The sequence below is a fragment of the Acinetobacter sp. YH12137 genome (genome assembly GCF_013418535.1).
Lineage (GTDB): Bacteria > Pseudomonadota > Gammaproteobacteria > Pseudomonadales > Moraxellaceae > Acinetobacter.
In genome coordinates this window covers 1-15,247 of sequence record NZ_VPBW01000033.1, presented here as the reverse complement: position 1 = coordinate 15,247, position 15,247 = coordinate 1, and the positions used below count along the sequence as shown (strand labels likewise).

14 protein-coding genes and 1 pseudogene are annotated in these 15,247 nt (G+C 43.7%); 8 read left to right on the top strand and 7 right to left on the bottom strand.

Features of this window, described 5'->3' with window-relative positions; genetic code table 11:
* Positions 1–134 precede the first annotated feature (134 nt).
* The gene (gene lon / locus FTU72_RS13060) at positions 135–2,561 is read left to right on the top strand and encodes an endopeptidase La (protein WP_034703702.1); all 2,427 of its coding nucleotides are present in this window, start codon (positions 135–137) and stop codon (positions 2,559–2,561) included.
* A 65-nt stretch (positions 2,562–2,626) separates the two neighbouring features.
* On the opposite strand, the gene FTU72_RS13055 is transcribed toward lon, so the two are convergent.
* On the bottom strand, positions 2,627–3,586 hold the full coding sequence (locus FTU72_RS13055; protein ID WP_179992084.1) for a M28 family peptidase: 960 nt from the start codon (positions 3,584–3,586) through the stop codon (positions 2,627–2,629).
* Positions 3,587–3,741: 155 nt separating this feature from the next.
* On the opposite strand from FTU72_RS13055, the gene rlmH reads away from it, so the two are divergent.
* From rlmH to FTU72_RS13040, 3 genes are all read left to right on the top strand, one after another.
* On the top strand, positions 3,742–4,224 hold the full coding sequence (gene rlmH, locus FTU72_RS13050; RefSeq protein WP_004782895.1) for a 23S rRNA (pseudouridine(1915)-N(3))-methyltransferase RlmH: 483 nt from the start codon (positions 3,742–3,744) through the stop codon (positions 4,222–4,224).
* Positions 4,225–4,330: 106 nt separating this feature from the next.
* Complete coding sequence (locus tag FTU72_RS13045) at positions 4,331–5,107, top strand: dioxygenase (protein WP_004782897.1); 777 nt, start codon at positions 4,331–4,333, stop codon at positions 5,105–5,107.
* Positions 5,108–5,246: 139 nt separating this feature from the next.
* Positions 5,247–6,029, top strand: coding sequence for an META and DUF4377 domain-containing protein (locus tag FTU72_RS13040; protein WP_180002304.1), 783 nt, complete (start codon positions 5,247–5,249; stop codon positions 6,027–6,029).
* Between the two features lie 71 nt (positions 6,030–6,100).
* Here FTU72_RS13040 and gdhA read toward each other — a convergent pair whose 3' ends face one another.
* On the bottom strand, positions 6,101–7,444 hold the full coding sequence (gene gdhA, locus FTU72_RS13035; protein WP_180002303.1) for an NADP-specific glutamate dehydrogenase: 1,344 nt from the start codon (positions 7,442–7,444) through the stop codon (positions 6,101–6,103).
* Positions 7,445–7,791: 347 nt separating this feature from the next.
* Here gdhA and FTU72_RS13030 point away from each other — a divergent pair, with 347 nt between their 5' ends.
* Entirely contained in the window at positions 7,792–8,583 is a 792-nt protein-coding gene (locus FTU72_RS13030; protein WP_180052978.1) for an RnfABCDGE type electron transport complex subunit B, read from the top strand.
* Positions 8,584–8,587: 4 nt separating this feature from the next.
* Entirely contained in the window at positions 8,588–9,301 is a 714-nt protein-coding gene (nth, locus tag FTU72_RS13025; protein ID WP_180052977.1) for an endonuclease III, read from the top strand.
* A gap of 36 nt (positions 9,302–9,337) precedes the next feature.
* Here the strand turns inward: nth and FTU72_RS13020 are convergent, their stop codons facing one another.
* The 4 genes from FTU72_RS13020 to FTU72_RS13005 all read right to left on the bottom strand — a co-directional run bounded on the left by FTU72_RS13020 (position 9,338) and on the right by FTU72_RS13005 (position 12,272).
* Entirely contained in the window at positions 9,338–9,547 is a 210-nt protein-coding gene (locus FTU72_RS13020) for a hypothetical protein (protein ID WP_004782905.1), read from the bottom strand.
* 82 nt (positions 9,548–9,629) lie between these two features.
* A complete protein-coding gene (adk, locus tag FTU72_RS13015; RefSeq protein WP_004782907.1) occupies positions 9,630–10,289 on the bottom strand; it encodes an adenylate kinase in 660 nt (219 codons plus the stop codon).
* A gap of 82 nt (positions 10,290–10,371) precedes the next feature.
* On the bottom strand, positions 10,372–11,688 hold the full coding sequence (locus FTU72_RS13010; protein WP_034170491.1) for a membrane protein: 1,317 nt from the start codon (positions 11,686–11,688) through the stop codon (positions 10,372–10,374).
* 65 nt (positions 11,689–11,753) lie between these two features.
* A complete protein-coding gene (locus FTU72_RS13005; RefSeq protein ID WP_034170492.1) occupies positions 11,754–12,272 on the bottom strand; it encodes a hypothetical protein in 519 nt (172 codons plus the stop codon).
* Between the two features lie 234 nt (positions 12,273–12,506).
* Here FTU72_RS13005 and mrdA point away from each other — a divergent pair, with 234 nt between their 5' ends.
* Positions 12,507–14,549, top strand: a complete 2,043-nt coding sequence (gene mrdA / locus FTU72_RS13000; protein WP_179992089.1) for a penicillin-binding protein 2 — start codon at positions 12,507–12,509, stop codon at positions 14,547–14,549.
* A 3-nt stretch (positions 14,550–14,552) separates the two neighbouring features.
* Positions 14,553–15,110 (top strand): 16S rRNA (guanine(966)-N(2))-methyltransferase RsmD, encoded by a 558-nt coding sequence (gene rsmD, locus FTU72_RS12995; RefSeq protein WP_180052976.1) that lies wholly within the window; start codon positions 14,553–14,555, stop codon positions 15,108–15,110.
* A 48-nt stretch (positions 15,111–15,158) separates the two neighbouring features.
* Here the strand turns inward: rsmD and FTU72_RS12990 are convergent.
* Positions 15,159–15,247: pseudogene (locus tag FTU72_RS12990) on the bottom strand (IS5/IS1182 family transposase); the annotation flags it as partial.

Here is a 15,247-nt window from a genome sequence, read left to right as displayed (position 1 = left end):
AAATACATAAGTACTTTAAAATCACATAATTAGTCATTTTTTATACAATTTAGTCGCTATAGCCCTTGTAATTTTTAAATTACCCATCACTATTAAAAACATGGCAACACCGTTGTCACTCATTAGGAGTGCCCATGTCTGAAATTATTATGAATCAAGAAACCTTAGAGCCTCAGGTTCCAAGTGTATTACCACTTTTGGCGCTACGTGATGTGGTGGTGTATCCACACATGCAAATTGCGCTATTTGTCGGTCGTGAAAAATCGATCAATGCAGTTGATGTGGCTCGTAACAGTGACAATCTAGTATTTGTAGTTGCGCAAAAAGATTCGCTTACAGAAGAAATTGATCACGACAACTTATATCAATACGGTACTGTCGCGAAGATTGTGCAAGTTGTGAATCACGAAAATGATGAAAACTGTATTAAAGTCCTGATTGAGGGACTGTATCGTGCCAAGCTCAAAACCATCATTGATGAAAATGAGTATTTGACTGCTGAGCATGAACTTAGTCCAATGACTGTATCAGTCGATGAAACAACTCAAGCTACGCGCTTGCAGGAGCTGCGTGCCCTGTTCGCTCAGTATGCTGAAGCAAAACTTCGTAATGCTCGTGAGCTGATTGCAGCTGCGAATAAAATCGAAGACTTGTTGCAATTGTTATTCTTCGTAGCGACCCGTGTTCCTTTGAATATCGAAGTGAAACAGAAATTCCTGGAATACGACGAGTTCGATGCACATTTAACTGAGTTGATGACTTATTTATTGCAACAGTCTGAAGAACAGCAGATCGAACAGACTTTGCATGACTCTGTTAAACGCCAGATGGAAAAAAACCAGCGTGAATACTTCCTGAATGAAAAAATGAAAGTCATTCAGCGCGAGCTTTCCGATATGAATGGCGGTGCGGAAGATGACGTTGCGGAAATCGAAAAACGTCTGGCTGAAGCTGATCTGCCTGAGCATGTGCGTAAAAAAGCGGAATCTGAGTTCCGTAAACTCAAAGCAATGCAACCAGCCTCTAGCGAAGCTGCGGTAGTTCGCAACTATCTAGAAGTGATTCTAGATACGCCATGGAACAAAGCCAGCAAAGTTAGCATTAACTTGAATAAAGCTCAGGAAATCCTGGATGCCGATCACTATGGTCTGGACGATGTCAAAGACCGTATTGTGGAATATCTGGCGGTTCAGTCTCGCGTGAAAAAATTACGCGGTCCAATCCTGTGTCTAGTTGGTCCTCCAGGTGTAGGTAAAACTTCCTTGGGTGAATCGATTGCCAAAGCGACTGGCCGTGAGTTTGTCCGTATGGCCCTAGGTGGTGTACGTGACGAAGCAGAAATTCGTGGTCACCGTCGTACCTACATTGGTGCGATGCCAGGTAAGATCGTGCAGTCATTGACCAAAGTTGGCGTAAAAAATCCGCTGTTCTTGCTCGATGAGATTGACAAGATGGCTCAAGACTACCGCGGTGATCCAGCTTCTGCGATGCTTGAAGTACTTGATCCATCACAGAACAACAAGTTCAATGATCACTATCTTGATTTGGACCTTGACCTGTCAGAAGTGATGTTCATCTGTACTGCCAACAGCATGAATATTCCTGAAGCCCTCTTGGACCGTATGGAAGTGATTCGTCTGCCTGGCTATACCGAAGAAGAGAAAGTTAACATTGCTGACCGTTACCTTGTTCCTAAAGCAATCAAGAACAATGGTTTACGTGCTAAAGAGTTGACTGTGCATGAAGAAGCGATTCGTGACATCGTGCGTCGTTATACTCGTGAAGCCGGTGTTCGTAACCTTGAACGTGAAGTGTCTAAAATTGCACGTAAGGTAGTGAAAGAAGCAGTTAGCAAGAAAGCTAAAAATCTTCAGGTTGAAGTGAATGCGGGTAATCTTCCAGATTACTTAGGTCCACACAAATTTGACTACGGTATGGCGGAAGAAGAGGCTCAAATCGGCCGTGTAAATGGCTTGGCTTGGACTTCAGTGGGTGGTGAGTTACTGACTATTGAAGTTGCAGCAGTACCTGGTAAAGGTAAATTCATTACCACCGGTTCACTTGGTGATGTAATGAAAGAATCGATTACCGCTGCCATGACTGTCGTTCGTACCCGTGCGGCTGAGCTAGGTATCGAAGCGTCTCGCTTTGAAGAAACTGATGTGCACGTGCATTTACCAGAAGGTGCGACTCCGAAAGATGGTCCATCTGCAGGTTTGGCACTGACCACTGCTCTAGTTTCTGCATTCACCGGTATTGCGATTCGTCCAGATATTGCGATGACAGGTGAAACCAGCTTAAGTGGCCGTGCAATGCGTATCGGTGGCCTGAAAGAGAAACTGCTTGCTGCGCACCGTGGTGGCATTAAACTGGTGTTCATTCCACAGGAAAACGTTCGCGACCTTGCGGAAATTCCTGAAAATGTAAAAGAAGGCTTAGAAATCAAAGCTGTGAAATCGATTGATGAGATTTTACCTCTGGCTTTGATCGATATGCCGAAAGCACTGGTGAAACCACCAATTGTGAAAGCAAGTGAAGAAGCTAAAGCTGCACGTCATTAAGACCTAAAGGCTTTGAAAAACACCCTGCTCTGGCAGGGTGTTTTTGTATTTAGGCGAGGATAATTTTAAAGACGAATCACCATATCGACCAAGCCATTCACGACCTGAGCCATCTTGGTCAGATCCAGTTTATCTAAGGTATCCTGCTCGGTATTGTAGTAAGGATTACGATAATGCGCTGTGTCTGTAATCAGCATAGTTGAATAGTTAAACTTGGCATAATTCAGATAACCAGAAAAATTCATGTCCTGAGCGAATGCCGGACTGACAAAACGCTGACAGTCCAGACGCTTGAAACGTTGCATGGACGCACAGTAATCTCCTGTCAAACCGGCCGATGCCAAATGTCCAATCGCAGCAATAAAGTTTCCATGTCGGGGATAGATCCATTTCAATCCTGTCGGATAGGTCTGCACCAGATTTTCATCATAATAACCAATAGAATCCAGAATAATGACACCTTTCACTTTTTGTTTCTGGGCCTTTAATGCTTTGGCATGTAGATAGCTTCCCATATGTTCAGTCTTGAAATAGGGTGGCTCCTCCAGTGTATAGAAAGCAAACTCGATATTATGTTTGAGTTTTGACTTTTGTAAGGCCAATAATCGAGCTGTTTCCAGTACCCCTGCTACACCAGAAGCATTGTTATCTGCTCCATACAGATCACTAAAGACATCATAATGCGCGCCAATAACCAGTTTGGTTTTGGCTTTGGCATTCAGTTGACACACCACATTTCTATAGCTTAGGCTATTTACAATATAGTTTTGAAATTGGCAAGGAATGCCAAGCAGACGCATCTGTTCCTTGAGCCATGCTGAGACCCGGTTTAATTCACTGGTATTTTTAAAATTCCGGTATTCATCTACACTGATAATCTGTTTGATAAACAGTTCCAGATATTCTGGCTGTGCCTGTTTGGAGGAAAAATTTGCAGGCGCAGCAAAGCTCATGCCTGAACTGGTTAAACCGAGAATAATTAGTAGAAAAGTACAATATCTTTTAATAATGAAACTGGTCCGCATTTCTTATTATCCATTCCTTTATTATCAAGCGGATACTTGAATCATGTATATTAAAGCAACATTAAATTCATGATTTCAATTTCAATTTGTTTCCCTAGCTCAACTTCGTGTTGTTTGATCGTTATAATGAAGTATCTAATTATTGATCCAGTTCTATGAAAATCCGTATCTTGACCATCGGCCAGAAAATGCCGGCTTGGGTGCTGACAGGCTTTGAAGACTATTTCAAACGTATCCAGCCTTTTGTACAGACTCAGGTGGTTGAATTGCCAATGGCAAAACGGGGCAAAAACGATTCTGAAGCCGATATTCTGAAATACCGGAATATTGAAGGTGACAGTATTTTAAATGCCTTAAAACAGAATGAAGTCCTGATTGCACTAGAAGTCGGTGGCCGTGAGTTTAGTACAGAAAAACTGGCTGAAACCATGAAAGGCTGGATGCTGGAAGGTCATGATATTGCCTTGGCGATTGGTGGGCCAGATGGCCATTCTGAAGCAGTCCGAAAAGCAGCAGCCTGGCATTGGTCCTTGTCTAAACTCACCTTGCCACATCCGCTAGTCCGTGTAATGCTGATTGAACAACTGTATCGCGCTATGAGCATCAACCATAATCATCCTTATCACCGTGCAGGCTGATCTGTTGATGCGTTCTGATTATGCAACGTTTTGTTGAACAATCCCCCCTGCCTTTGCTTCTCTTTTTATTGCATGATTAAAACATTGAATTAATGTGGTTTGACTTATGAACTTACAGACTTTGCCCGGCTTATTTATTTCTCATGGTTCCCCTATGCTCGCGCTCAATCCTGAGCAGGTTGGCCCGGCATTGCACCGTTTAAGCCTGAATCTGCCACGTCCAACTGCCATTATTGTTATGTCGGCACATTGGGAAAGTGAAGCTCTGGAAGTCAATACAGGTATTCGTCCTGAAACCTGGCATGACTTCCGTGGCTTTCCACCTGAGTTATATGAGTTACGCTACCCTGCTCCCGGCAATCCAGAGCTGGCTGAGCAAGTCTTGGGCTTATTGGCCAATGCCGGGTTCTCTGCACATGCCAACAGCACCCGTCCACGTGATCATGGCGTCTGGATGCCGCTCTTACATATGTATCCAGAAGCAGACATCCCGGTGGTTGAAATTTCTTTACCAATGTCGATGAGTGCAGAAGAGATTTACAAGATTGGCCAGACGTTGGCGCCACTTCGTGAGCAGCAGGTTTTTCTGATCGGGTCAGGCAGTATTACCCATAATTTGCGTGAATTGTCCTGGCAGGGAAATAGCGATGAAGTTCCGGAATGGGCATCGACCTTCCGCAACTATGTGGCCAATAAATTAACCCATAGCGATTTTGATGCTGTGCTGGACTGGCAATCCATTCCTCAACTGAAACGCAACCATCCAACGCTGGAACACTTTGCGCCGCTATTCTTTGCCATGGGCACCGGCAACCGTTTCAGTATCGTGCATAGCAGTTTTACGATGGGCGCTTTGGGAATGGATATTTACCGTTTTGACTGACAGTAAACTTCAACCATTTAACATCCGACTTTTTAATTTGGATACATTTTGTTAGCAAAAGCTACGTTTTGTATCCATATTTTTTGTTAATCTCTTGATTATAATCACGTTGAAACTTTAGCACATAGAATATAAACCAATGAAATTCAGTATTTTTGCGCTTGCCCTATTCCCTTTGGCTTTAACTGCATGTCAATCTTCTCATCTTCCTGCCGCTTCAGGAGATACAGCTATTTCTACTCTATCCACCACATTAAAAACGCCTACACAAATTTTACCCGCTTATACTTGGGAACTTGATCGTGGGCTGCAACGCCCGATTGTTCTGAGCTTTGATCAGCAAGGCAGACTGAGTGTAGCTTCTGGCTGTAATGGCCTTGGCACGAGCTGGACTGTTAAAGATAATACCCTGAGTACTGGTGACATGATGGGTACCATGATGGCGTGTGATGCACCATTAATGGAACAGGAACGTTTTATCAGCCAGCTTCTGCAAAAGCGTGATATTCCGTTTAGTCTGGATCTAAGTGATGCCAATCAGCCAAAACTGAGTATTACTACAGCTGATGGTCAAAAATATGTCTTTACCGGAAAAATGACACCGGAAACCAAATACCAAGGTCAGGCAGAAACCATTTTCCTGGAAGTTTCGCCACAGACTAAAGCCTGTACGGGTGTAGCTCAGCAAACCTGCTTACAGGTGAAAGAAATCAAATATGATGAAAAAGGTTTAAAGACTCAAGTAGATAAAGACTGGACTTTATTTTACGATCAGATTGAAGGTTTTCAGCATACACCGAATGAGCGTCAGATTATTCGGGTAAAACGTTATGAAATCAAAAATCCGGCAGCTGACCAGTCTAAATATGCCTATATATTCGACATGGCTGTAGAGCGTGAAACAGTCAAAGGCACTCTTTAAAGATAAAATCTGAACATAAAAAAAACCGAGGCATTCACCTCGGTTTTTTTTAAGCTTAAACTAAGTCAGACTTAGAATACGCCTTGAGAAAGCATTGCATCAGCAACTTTTACGAAGCCAGCGATGTTTGCGCCGTCTACATAGTTTACAGTACCGTCTTCTTTAGTACCGTATTTCACACAGTTGCGGTGAATTTCTTTCATGATCGCGTGCAGACGCTCGTCAACTTCTTCGAAAGTCCAGCCTAAACGCAATGCGTTTTGAGACATTTCAAGACCAGAAGTTGCTACACCACCGGCGTTAGATGCTTTACCTGGAGCATAAAGGATTTTCGCTTCAATGAATTTCTCAACTGCTTCAAGTGTAGAAGGCATGTTCGCGCCTTCAGCAACACAGATTACGCCGTTTGCAAGAAGCGCTGCTGCATCATTCGCATCAAGTTCGTTTTGAGTCGCACATGGAAGCGCGATATCACATTTGATACCCCAAGGACGTTGACCTTCAAGGTATTCAAAACCGTGTTTAGACGCGAATTCAGAGATACGACCACGTTTAACGTTTTTCAGTTCCATTACTTCAGCAAGAAGTTCTTCAGTGAAACCGTCTTTAACGTGAACAGTACCTGCAGAGTCAGATAGAGAAACAACTTTAGCACCCAGGAACATTGCTTTTTCAGCAGCGTACTGCGCAACGTTACCAGAACCAGAGATAGTTACCACTTTATCTTTGAAGCTTTCGCCACGAGTTTTCAGCATCTCTTCAGCGAAATACACTGTACCGTAACCAGTTGCTTCTGGACGAGCCAGAGAACCACCGAAAGTCAGGCCTTTACCAGTGAATACACATGAAGTGTCATTGCTGAGTTTTTTCATCATACCAGCCATGTAACCAACTTCACGGCCACCCACACCGATATCACCCGCTGGGATATCTGTATTAGAACCAAGATGACGATAAAGCTCGATGATTAACGCTTGGCAGAAACGCATGATTTCGCCTTCTGATTTGCCTTTAGGGTCAAAATCAGAACCGCCTTTACCACCGCCCATAGGCAATGTAGTCAGGGCATTTTTGAAAGTTTGCTCGAAACCGAGGAATTTCAAAATAGAAAGGTTCACTGACGGGTGGAAACGCATACCACCTTTGAATGGACCAATCGCTGAGTTGTACTGTACGCGGAACGCACGGTTAACCTGTGTTTGACCTTGGTCATCTACCCAAGCAACACGGAACTGGATCGCACGCTCAGGTTCAACTAGACGTTCTAGTAAACCATGTGCTGCGTATTGTGGATTCTTTTCAATGAATGGCCACAAACTGGTCATCACTTCTTCTACAGCTTGAAGAAATTCGGGTTGATGTGCATCACGTGATTTTACGTAATCTAGGAACTCATTAAGTGTGTTGTATTTCAACGCTTAATCCTCAGCAGAAAATGGATCAAAATTGGTCAAATTTACAATCAATGTTAAATTTTGGCGCAAAATATTAAATATCTTTTGTAACTAATCTACAATACTTTTTTGAAAAATAGTTTAAATTTAATTTGATAACAATTATTTATATTGATTATGAATATTTTTTCTGTGTGATTAAATGCCAATTGAATCAATGCTTAATTGTTAATTTATGCCTGATAATAATGCACAAAGTGACCTTTAATCGTGCATAACTTAGTTCCTTAAAAACATGTTAAAATTGTTAAATTGACATATTTTGTTTCATTCACTCTAAGGCTCAGCCCGAGCAGCCTAGGTTATTCATGAATTCGCAGATCTCTCTAGTCCAGTCTATTGATGCTTTATTGCCCCAAACCCAGTGCGGTTTATGTGGTCATCGTGATGGCTGCTTGCCCTATGCTCAGTCCATTGCTGAGGGCGAAGATGCCAATAAATGTGTACCGGGTGGACAGCCCGTCGCTGATGCTCTGGCAGCATTGTTAAATCGTTCTAAACTGCCCGCTGAAGAAAGTGTCTGGCCAATTCAGGCCGATGGTCGTCCTCAGCGCATGAAAGCCATCATCCGTGAAGATGAATGCATTGGCTGTACCAAATGCATCAGTGCTTGCCCGGTCGATGCGATTATTGGCTCAGGCAAATTAATGCATACTGTGCTCACTGACTTGTGTACCGGCTGTGAACTCTGCATTCCGCCTTGCCCGGTAGACTGTATTGATCTGGTCGAAGATCTTCAGCCTTTGCCAACTGAAGCTCAGCGTATTGCTGAACAGGATGATTTGCGTAAACGTTACTATGCGCATATTCAACGCGAAGAAAAACGCCGAATTGACCGTAAAGGTCCAGTGGTTCGTGTAGAAATTAATACAGCCCTATTTGCCCAGTTCTCTGCTCAGGTCGATCAGGTTCCTGTCATTGAAATCGTGCAAAAACCAGCAGACGAAGTGGTTACACTTGATACCAAAACCACGCTTGAACTTGCAAAATTACGTACACAAATCAAAAAGTTAGAAAAACAGCTTTCGGTCCGTGAGGATGCACGCAAACGTCTGCAACTTGAAGAACTGATGCAGCAATTACAGGCTTTACAGGGATAAGATCATGACTACAGTAACAGCTAAGCCTGTAAAAAACATGACTAAAAAACAGATTCAGACTTTCTTTGAGCGCCTGCGTGAGCAGTGTCCGAATCCAAAAACTGAATTGAATTATTCCAGTCCATTTGAATTACTGGTTGCAGTGACCCTGTCTGCCCAAGCTACGGATGTGAGCGTGAATAAAGCCACCGATAAACTGTTTCCGGTCGCCAATACACCGGAAGCGATTTATGCACTCGGCGTGGAGGGGCTGAAGGAATATATTAAAACCATCGGGTTGTATAACTCCAAAGCTGTGAACGTCATTAAAGCCTGTGAAATGTTAATCAAGAAGCATAACAGCGTAGTACCGGACAATCGTGCAGATCTGGAAGCTTTACCGGGTGTAGGACGCAAAACAGCGAATGTGGTGCTAAATACCGCCTTTGGCCAACCGACCATGGCTGTGGATACGCATATCTTTCGTGTTGGTAACCGTACCGGGTTGGCGGTGGGTAAAAACGTGCTTGAGGTCGAGCATCGTCTGGTCAAAGTGATTCCAAAAGAATTTATTATTGATTCACATCACTGGCTGATTTTACATGGCCGCTATTGCTGCATCGCACGTAAACCGAAGTGTCATGAATGTGTGGTCGCCGATGTCTGCAATTGGCCCGACCGTTTTGAATTTGGCGCAGGTCGCGCAATTCCGGTGAAAAATATTGAAGCTGAACGCTAGGTTCAGCTTTTTAATTTAAGTACTCGAAAAGTTTTTTTATTTTTTATTTTGCTCAGCCTGTTCTTGCTTGCGCTTTTGCTCAAGTTCGGCCTGTAATTTGGGATGCAGCTGACGCTCAGGCACCTTACCCACATTCTCAGCACGTTCTTCCTGACGTACTTTTTTCAGCATCTTGAAGCTGACATAGAACAGCGCAAACAGTACTGCCAGAAATACAATCATCAATCCCAATACAGCAAATTTCACAGCAGTTCCTTTTGAACAATACAATAAAAAGAGCCCTAATATGACTTAGGGCTCTTTGAAAGTCAAAATGATCGGAAACCGATTATTTTGCTTGATCCAGAATCGCGAAAAGATCTTTTTGAACTTCTTCGATTGGACGTAGACCGTTTAACTTGTCATAAGTCGGTGCATTTTCGCCTGAAGCTGCACGGCCTTGATAGAAGCCAACCAGCTGTTCAGTTTCAGTGTGGTATGAACCTAAACGGCGACGAATAGTTTCTTCCTGGTCATCTGGACGTTGTACCAGATCTTCACCAGTTTCATCATCTTTACCTTCCACTTTTGGCGGGTTGTAAACGATGTGATAAACGCGACCAGACGCCGGGTGTTGACGACGACCAGATAGACGTTGAACGATTTCTTCATCCGGCACATCAATTTCAATTACATGATCAATTGCAATGCCTTCTTTTTCCAGCGCTTCAGCTTGAGGAATCGTACGTGGGAAACCATCAAAGATGCAGCCATTTGCACAGTCAGGTTGTGCAATACGCTCTTTGACCAGACCAATGATCAATTCATCAGAAACCAAACCGCCATTGTCCATGACGCTTTTAGCTTGTAGACCTAATTCAGTTCCTTCACGAATTGCAGCACGGAGCATATCACCGGTTGAAATTTGTGGGATATTGTAGCGCTTACAGATCAACTGAGCTTGTGTACCTTTACCTGCTCCAGGTGGTCCGAGTAAGATAATGCGCATATATAAACATCCTCATTTTTTAACTATGTATAAGATACCCAGCTTCACACGACCAAAACGTGTGCTGCTCTTTGGCATCTAATTATAAGAAAGCCACAAACAAATGGATTAAACCCGCAACAAAACCGGTAACTCCCCCCAGGACAATCAAGATCCATTCATCTTCCTGAAAAGCAGGACGTAATAGATTCTGAAACTCGTTAGGCGTCAAATCACGTATGCGGTCTCTAAACATTTGATAGATCTTCTGTGCACGGCTCGCATTAAACGCAGGGTCGCTTACAGGCACCATCGTAATTTCAATCGAGCGATCGATCAAGTCTGTCTTGAGTTTTGCATACTCTTTTGGTCCTAAAGACAACTGTAAAGAGGTCCGAACCAGCGGTGTTTCCATAATTTCGTTAATATGACGTTTGACAATACGGCGGGTTTTATCTTTTTTACCACCATACATCATTTCTGTCATGATCGATTTTAGCGTAATCAGATCTTCTGTGACCACACTTGCAAATACGTCAGAGACTTCCTCCTGACGTTTCATAAATGCGCCTTGTATGTTATAGGTGCCAATTCTTGGAATCACCGGCTTGATCCAAGGGAATCTATGATCGGCTGTACGCTTAAAGAATTGCGGGTATTTAATATAATGCGGTTCTACCGGATTAAACACCATCCAGATCGCAATCCAGTTAGTCAGGAAGCCCCAGATAGCCGCCCAGAACGGTACGGTCCAGTGCCATGGCACCACAAACCAGACCACCATCTGGAACAGGCCAAAGAACATCCCGATCAGGGCACTGATATGCCAGATAAAGTTGATTTCTTTTTGGCCAACTTTCAGGAACATGCGCACCATTAAACGGCGATCACCTTCCATTTGACTGACCACCATGTCGCGCATATCGACCAGTGACTCGACGTTCATGGTCAGTTCAGTCACTAATTCTTTTAATACCTGTGGCAGCTGTTTATGGGCTTGGGCATAAATACGGCGCTTGATTGAATAAGGCAAGTTTTCCCATAACACCGCATTTCGGTCCATCATGACTTCATCAATCAGATGTTCCAGTTCAAAACCGACCTGTTCCCCGATAATACGTGCCATATCATCCGGATCCATTGCCTGCAAGAACTCTTGGATAGAACCCAATTTAGACAAAGTATTATCCGTGATAATTCCTGAGATTCTTCCAGCTTTACGCGGCACAATACCTTGCCAGCCAACAGGAACAGGCCCGACATGAAAACCCCAAAAATTAATTGGATAAAACACCATTTTTAGCGCCATCCACACGTGAGCCCATGTTACGAATGCGGTCACCGGGATAATGCTGAGCACTGCCCAAAAATCTGGGCGATTCAAGAAGGCTTGCCACAATTCATTGACGTACTCAAGCATGCATAAATTCCATATTTAATTTTTTGTTCACAGAATACAGGTATTAATAAAGTTGAATATTTTGTCTATAAACCGATACTTAAAGTATAGGAGAATTGTAGTCTGGGTTCAGTTTTGGCTACAACGCGACCATTACTGTCCTGTAATTTCTCCCCCGCCCCAATACCGATACTAAAACTGCTGATCCGTTCTGAACTAAGCAAAACATACGCCAGATCAATGCCCCCACCTAAACGGCTTTCGTATTTGCCATCAACCTGTTTGCTATCGATATGACCGGCATAAGCCCCTACATAATAACCATTTTTGTCCTTGCCGGTGAGGTGTGCGGGATAACGAAAGCCGACTTGTGCTCCAACTGTACGATCATCGTTGAGAAAAGCACCGCCTTTCACATAAGCAATCCCATAAGGATTCACCCATTCAGTGTTTAGATGGATAAGTTTCTGGGTAAAACCGACCCCAACATTAAATGCTTTAGGCTCACGATCCTCAGTTCTGTTTGTCGTATTATTCACTTGATCATGTGCATATACCCCATTTGCAAAGAATGCAAATGCCAACAAAGGGTAAACTTTGTTCATTCCTTCACCATCTTCCTTAATTATAGTTTTTGGTAGAGTCCTATTTTTATTTAATTTTGACTTTATCAGAATTATTAAAACTCTTGTACACAGCACTTTACAATTTTCATGTCTGCAAAGTCAAAGTTTAAACACAGGAATTGCTACAGCCAGTTTTCCATTATCAAATCCCGTACAGTTGCGCTAGAATACTCCACTTTGATTCCTTTCCCTCTGGTCTTAAGTCGATCGCGTATGAAGCAGCACTTTCCTTTAAAAAATGCACAACAAGAAAAGCGCATCTATAGCAGTCGGGTCTGGATCTCTGTCGGTATTGTGGTTTTCTTTATGCTGCTGCTGGTCAGCCGCTATGCCTATTTGCAAATTTTTAATTTTGAAACCTTCTCTACGGCTTCTGACCAGAACCGTATTCGTCTGCAGCCTTTAGCGCCAGCACGCGGTTATATTTACGATCGTAACGGTATTTTACTTGCCGATAATTATCCTGTTTTCACAGCTACCTTAAGCCGCGCCGATGTGCAGGATATTGATGATACGCTGAAACGTCTTACACCGATTCTGGAATTAACCGAAGAAGATATTGAACGTTTTCAGGCACGAATCAAGACGGCGCGTAAAACTGAGCGGGTATCAATCAAGCTGAATCTGAATGAAAATGATATTGCCCGTTTTAGTGAGGTGAAATATCTATTTCCGGGCGTCAATATTGAAACGCAGATGACCCGTTACTATCCGCATGGTGAACTTTTCGCGCATGTGATTGGTTATGTCGGCCGTATTAATGACAAAGAACTCAAAGAAATTGATAAGGATCTCTATGCCGGGTCTAACCTGATCGGGAAAATCGGGGTAGAAAAATACTATGAAGATTTATTGCATGGTGTGCCGGGTAATGAATCTGTTGAGGCTGATGCTTTCGGTAATGTTCTGCGTCACTTAGGCCGTAAAGAGCCGGTACGCGGTAATGATCTGTATTTATCACTGGATTATGGTCTACAAACCATTGCCACTGAACAACTGGCCGGTCGTCGTGGTGCTATTGTCGCGATTGACCCACGTACAGGTGAAATTCTGGCGCTGGTTTCCAGTCCAAGTTTTAACCCTAATTTATTTGTCACTGGGATTAGTAGCAAAGATTATTCAGGTCTTCGTGACAGTTTAGATCAACCACTCTATAACCGTGCTGTTCAAGGGGCCTATCCTCCAGGTTCGACCATTAAACCGATGTTTGGCCTGGGTGGCCTTCATTATGGCCTGGTCGATTGGGATACAGCAATTTCCGATCCCGGCTATTTCACACTTCCGGGCGATTCGCATAAATTCCGCGACTGGAAAAAGTCAGGACACGGCGTAGTCAACTTGCATAAATCGCAAGTGGTCTCGTGCGATACCTTCTTCTACATTTTGTCGTTCCGTATGGGCATTGAAAAAATGAACACATGGATGCGCCAGTTTGGCTTTGGCGAAAAAACTGGTGTCGATTTACCAAGTGAAAGCTCAGGACTTTACCCAAGTCCGGAATGGAAAATGCGTACCCGTAAATCCAAATGGTCACGTGGTGAAACCATCTCGGTGAGTATTGGTCAGGGTGCCTTTACCGCCACACCATTACAGCTCGCCATGGCAACTGCTATTACAGCAAATCAAGGCTCACATGTTACGCCTCACGTACTGCGTGAAAGTAAAGGTGCCAAACCTTTCACCGTACATAATGCCCCTAATGGTAAAATCGACTTTAATGGTCAACCAGATGACTGGATCAAAATGCGTGATGCGATGATCGATGTGGTTCAGTCAGGGACAGGTCGCGGAATCCGCACGCCGATGTATCAAATCGCAGGTAAAACCGGTACGGCACAGGTAAAAAGTATTGCCCAAGGTAAGCGCTATAATGAAGCCCTGCTGACTGAACGCCAGCTGGATCATGGTCTATTTGTTGGTTTTGCACCTGCTGAAGCCCCTGAAATTGCAGTAGTCGTTGTCTGGGAAAATGGCCGACATGGGGGTTCTGCTGCGCAACTGGCTAAACCGTTATTTGACTACTGGTTACTGTCTCGCGATAAAAATCCGATTCACCCTGCCGGCCATCAAATTAGTGGCGGTCTCATGACAGCAGGTATTAAACCGGGCGAATTGCCAAGTGGACCAAACCTGTTAAGTGCAGACCCGAATGCTACCCCAACTCAAGAAGGCAGTCAGGCGACCCATGCACAGCCAAACAATCCGCAACCTGCAACTTCTCGCTCTGCTCCTGCAGCCAATGACGATCAGGAATAATTCATGAAAAACCAACTTAGAATTATTGGTGGTGACTGGAAACGCCGTCAATTGGCTTTTGCCAATATCGAAGGATTACGTCCTACACCTGACCGTGTGCGTGAAACTTTATTTAACTGGCTAATGTGGGATGTCCAGAATGCCTGTGTCTTGGATCTGTGTACCGGTTCAGGTGCTTTATCTTTTGAGGCATTATCACGTGGTGCAGCTTCAGTGGTGATGATTGAGCCGGATCGTACTCAGGCACAATTCCTCACCCAAAATATGGAATTACTCAAAGTCACCAAAGCACGTGCGCAACTTAAAGTTGCGACAGCACAACAAGCATTAACCAGCCTGAAACAGCAGTTTGATCTGGTCTTTCTAGACCCACCGTATAGTCTGGATCTATGGGAAACTTTGGCTGCTCAAGCTGATCCACTGATCAAAGAAGATGGTTTTATTTATGTAGAAGCCGATCGTGAACTGAGTACATTGAAGTTACCAAGTTCATGGCGTTTAGTTAAAAATACCAAAGCCGGTACAGTACGCGCAGGACTGTATCAGAAAAAAGCGGCTTAAGACCTACTTATATTAGGGTCTGTTGACACTTACTGTTCATAATTAACCCTATAACGGTAGCCATAAAAATATACAGGCTAAGGCAACAGAACTTTGATAATTTCTTTTGAGCTTGTCATATCGAGTAGCTATTCCTC

Coding starts and splice junctions, on each gene's coding strand:
- rsmD (WP_180052976.1), top strand. CDS start 14,553: ATGAAAAACCAACTTAGAATTATTGGTGGTGACTGGAAACGCCGTCAA.
- nth (WP_180052977.1), top strand. CDS start 8,588: ATGACTACAGTAACAGCTAAGCCTGTAAAAAACATGACTAAAAAACAG.
- mrdA (WP_179992089.1), top strand. CDS start 12,507: ATGAAGCAGCACTTTCCTTTAAAAAATGCACAACAAGAAAAGCGCATC.
- FTU72_RS13045 (WP_004782897.1), top strand. CDS start 4,331: ATGAACTTACAGACTTTGCCCGGCTTATTTATTTCTCATGGTTCCCCT.
- adk (WP_004782907.1), bottom strand. CDS start 10,289: ATGCGCATTATCTTACTCGGACCACCTGGAGCAGGTAAAGGTACACAA.
- rlmH (WP_004782895.1), top strand. CDS start 3,742: ATGAAAATCCGTATCTTGACCATCGGCCAGAAAATGCCGGCTTGGGTG.
- FTU72_RS13010 (WP_034170491.1), bottom strand. CDS start 11,688: ATGCTTGAGTACGTCAATGAATTGTGGCAAGCCTTCTTGAATCGCCCA.
- FTU72_RS13055 (WP_179992084.1), bottom strand. CDS start 3,586: ATGCGGACCAGTTTCATTATTAAAAGATATTGTACTTTTCTACTAATT.
- FTU72_RS13005 (WP_034170492.1), bottom strand. CDS start 12,272: ATGAACAAAGTTTACCCTTTGTTGGCATTTGCATTCTTTGCAAATGGG.
- lon (WP_034703702.1), top strand. CDS start 135: ATGTCTGAAATTATTATGAATCAAGAAACCTTAGAGCCTCAGGTTCCA.
- FTU72_RS13030 (WP_180052978.1), top strand. CDS start 7,792: ATGAATTCGCAGATCTCTCTAGTCCAGTCTATTGATGCTTTATTGCCC.
- FTU72_RS13040 (WP_180002304.1), top strand. CDS start 5,247: ATGAAATTCAGTATTTTTGCGCTTGCCCTATTCCCTTTGGCTTTAACT.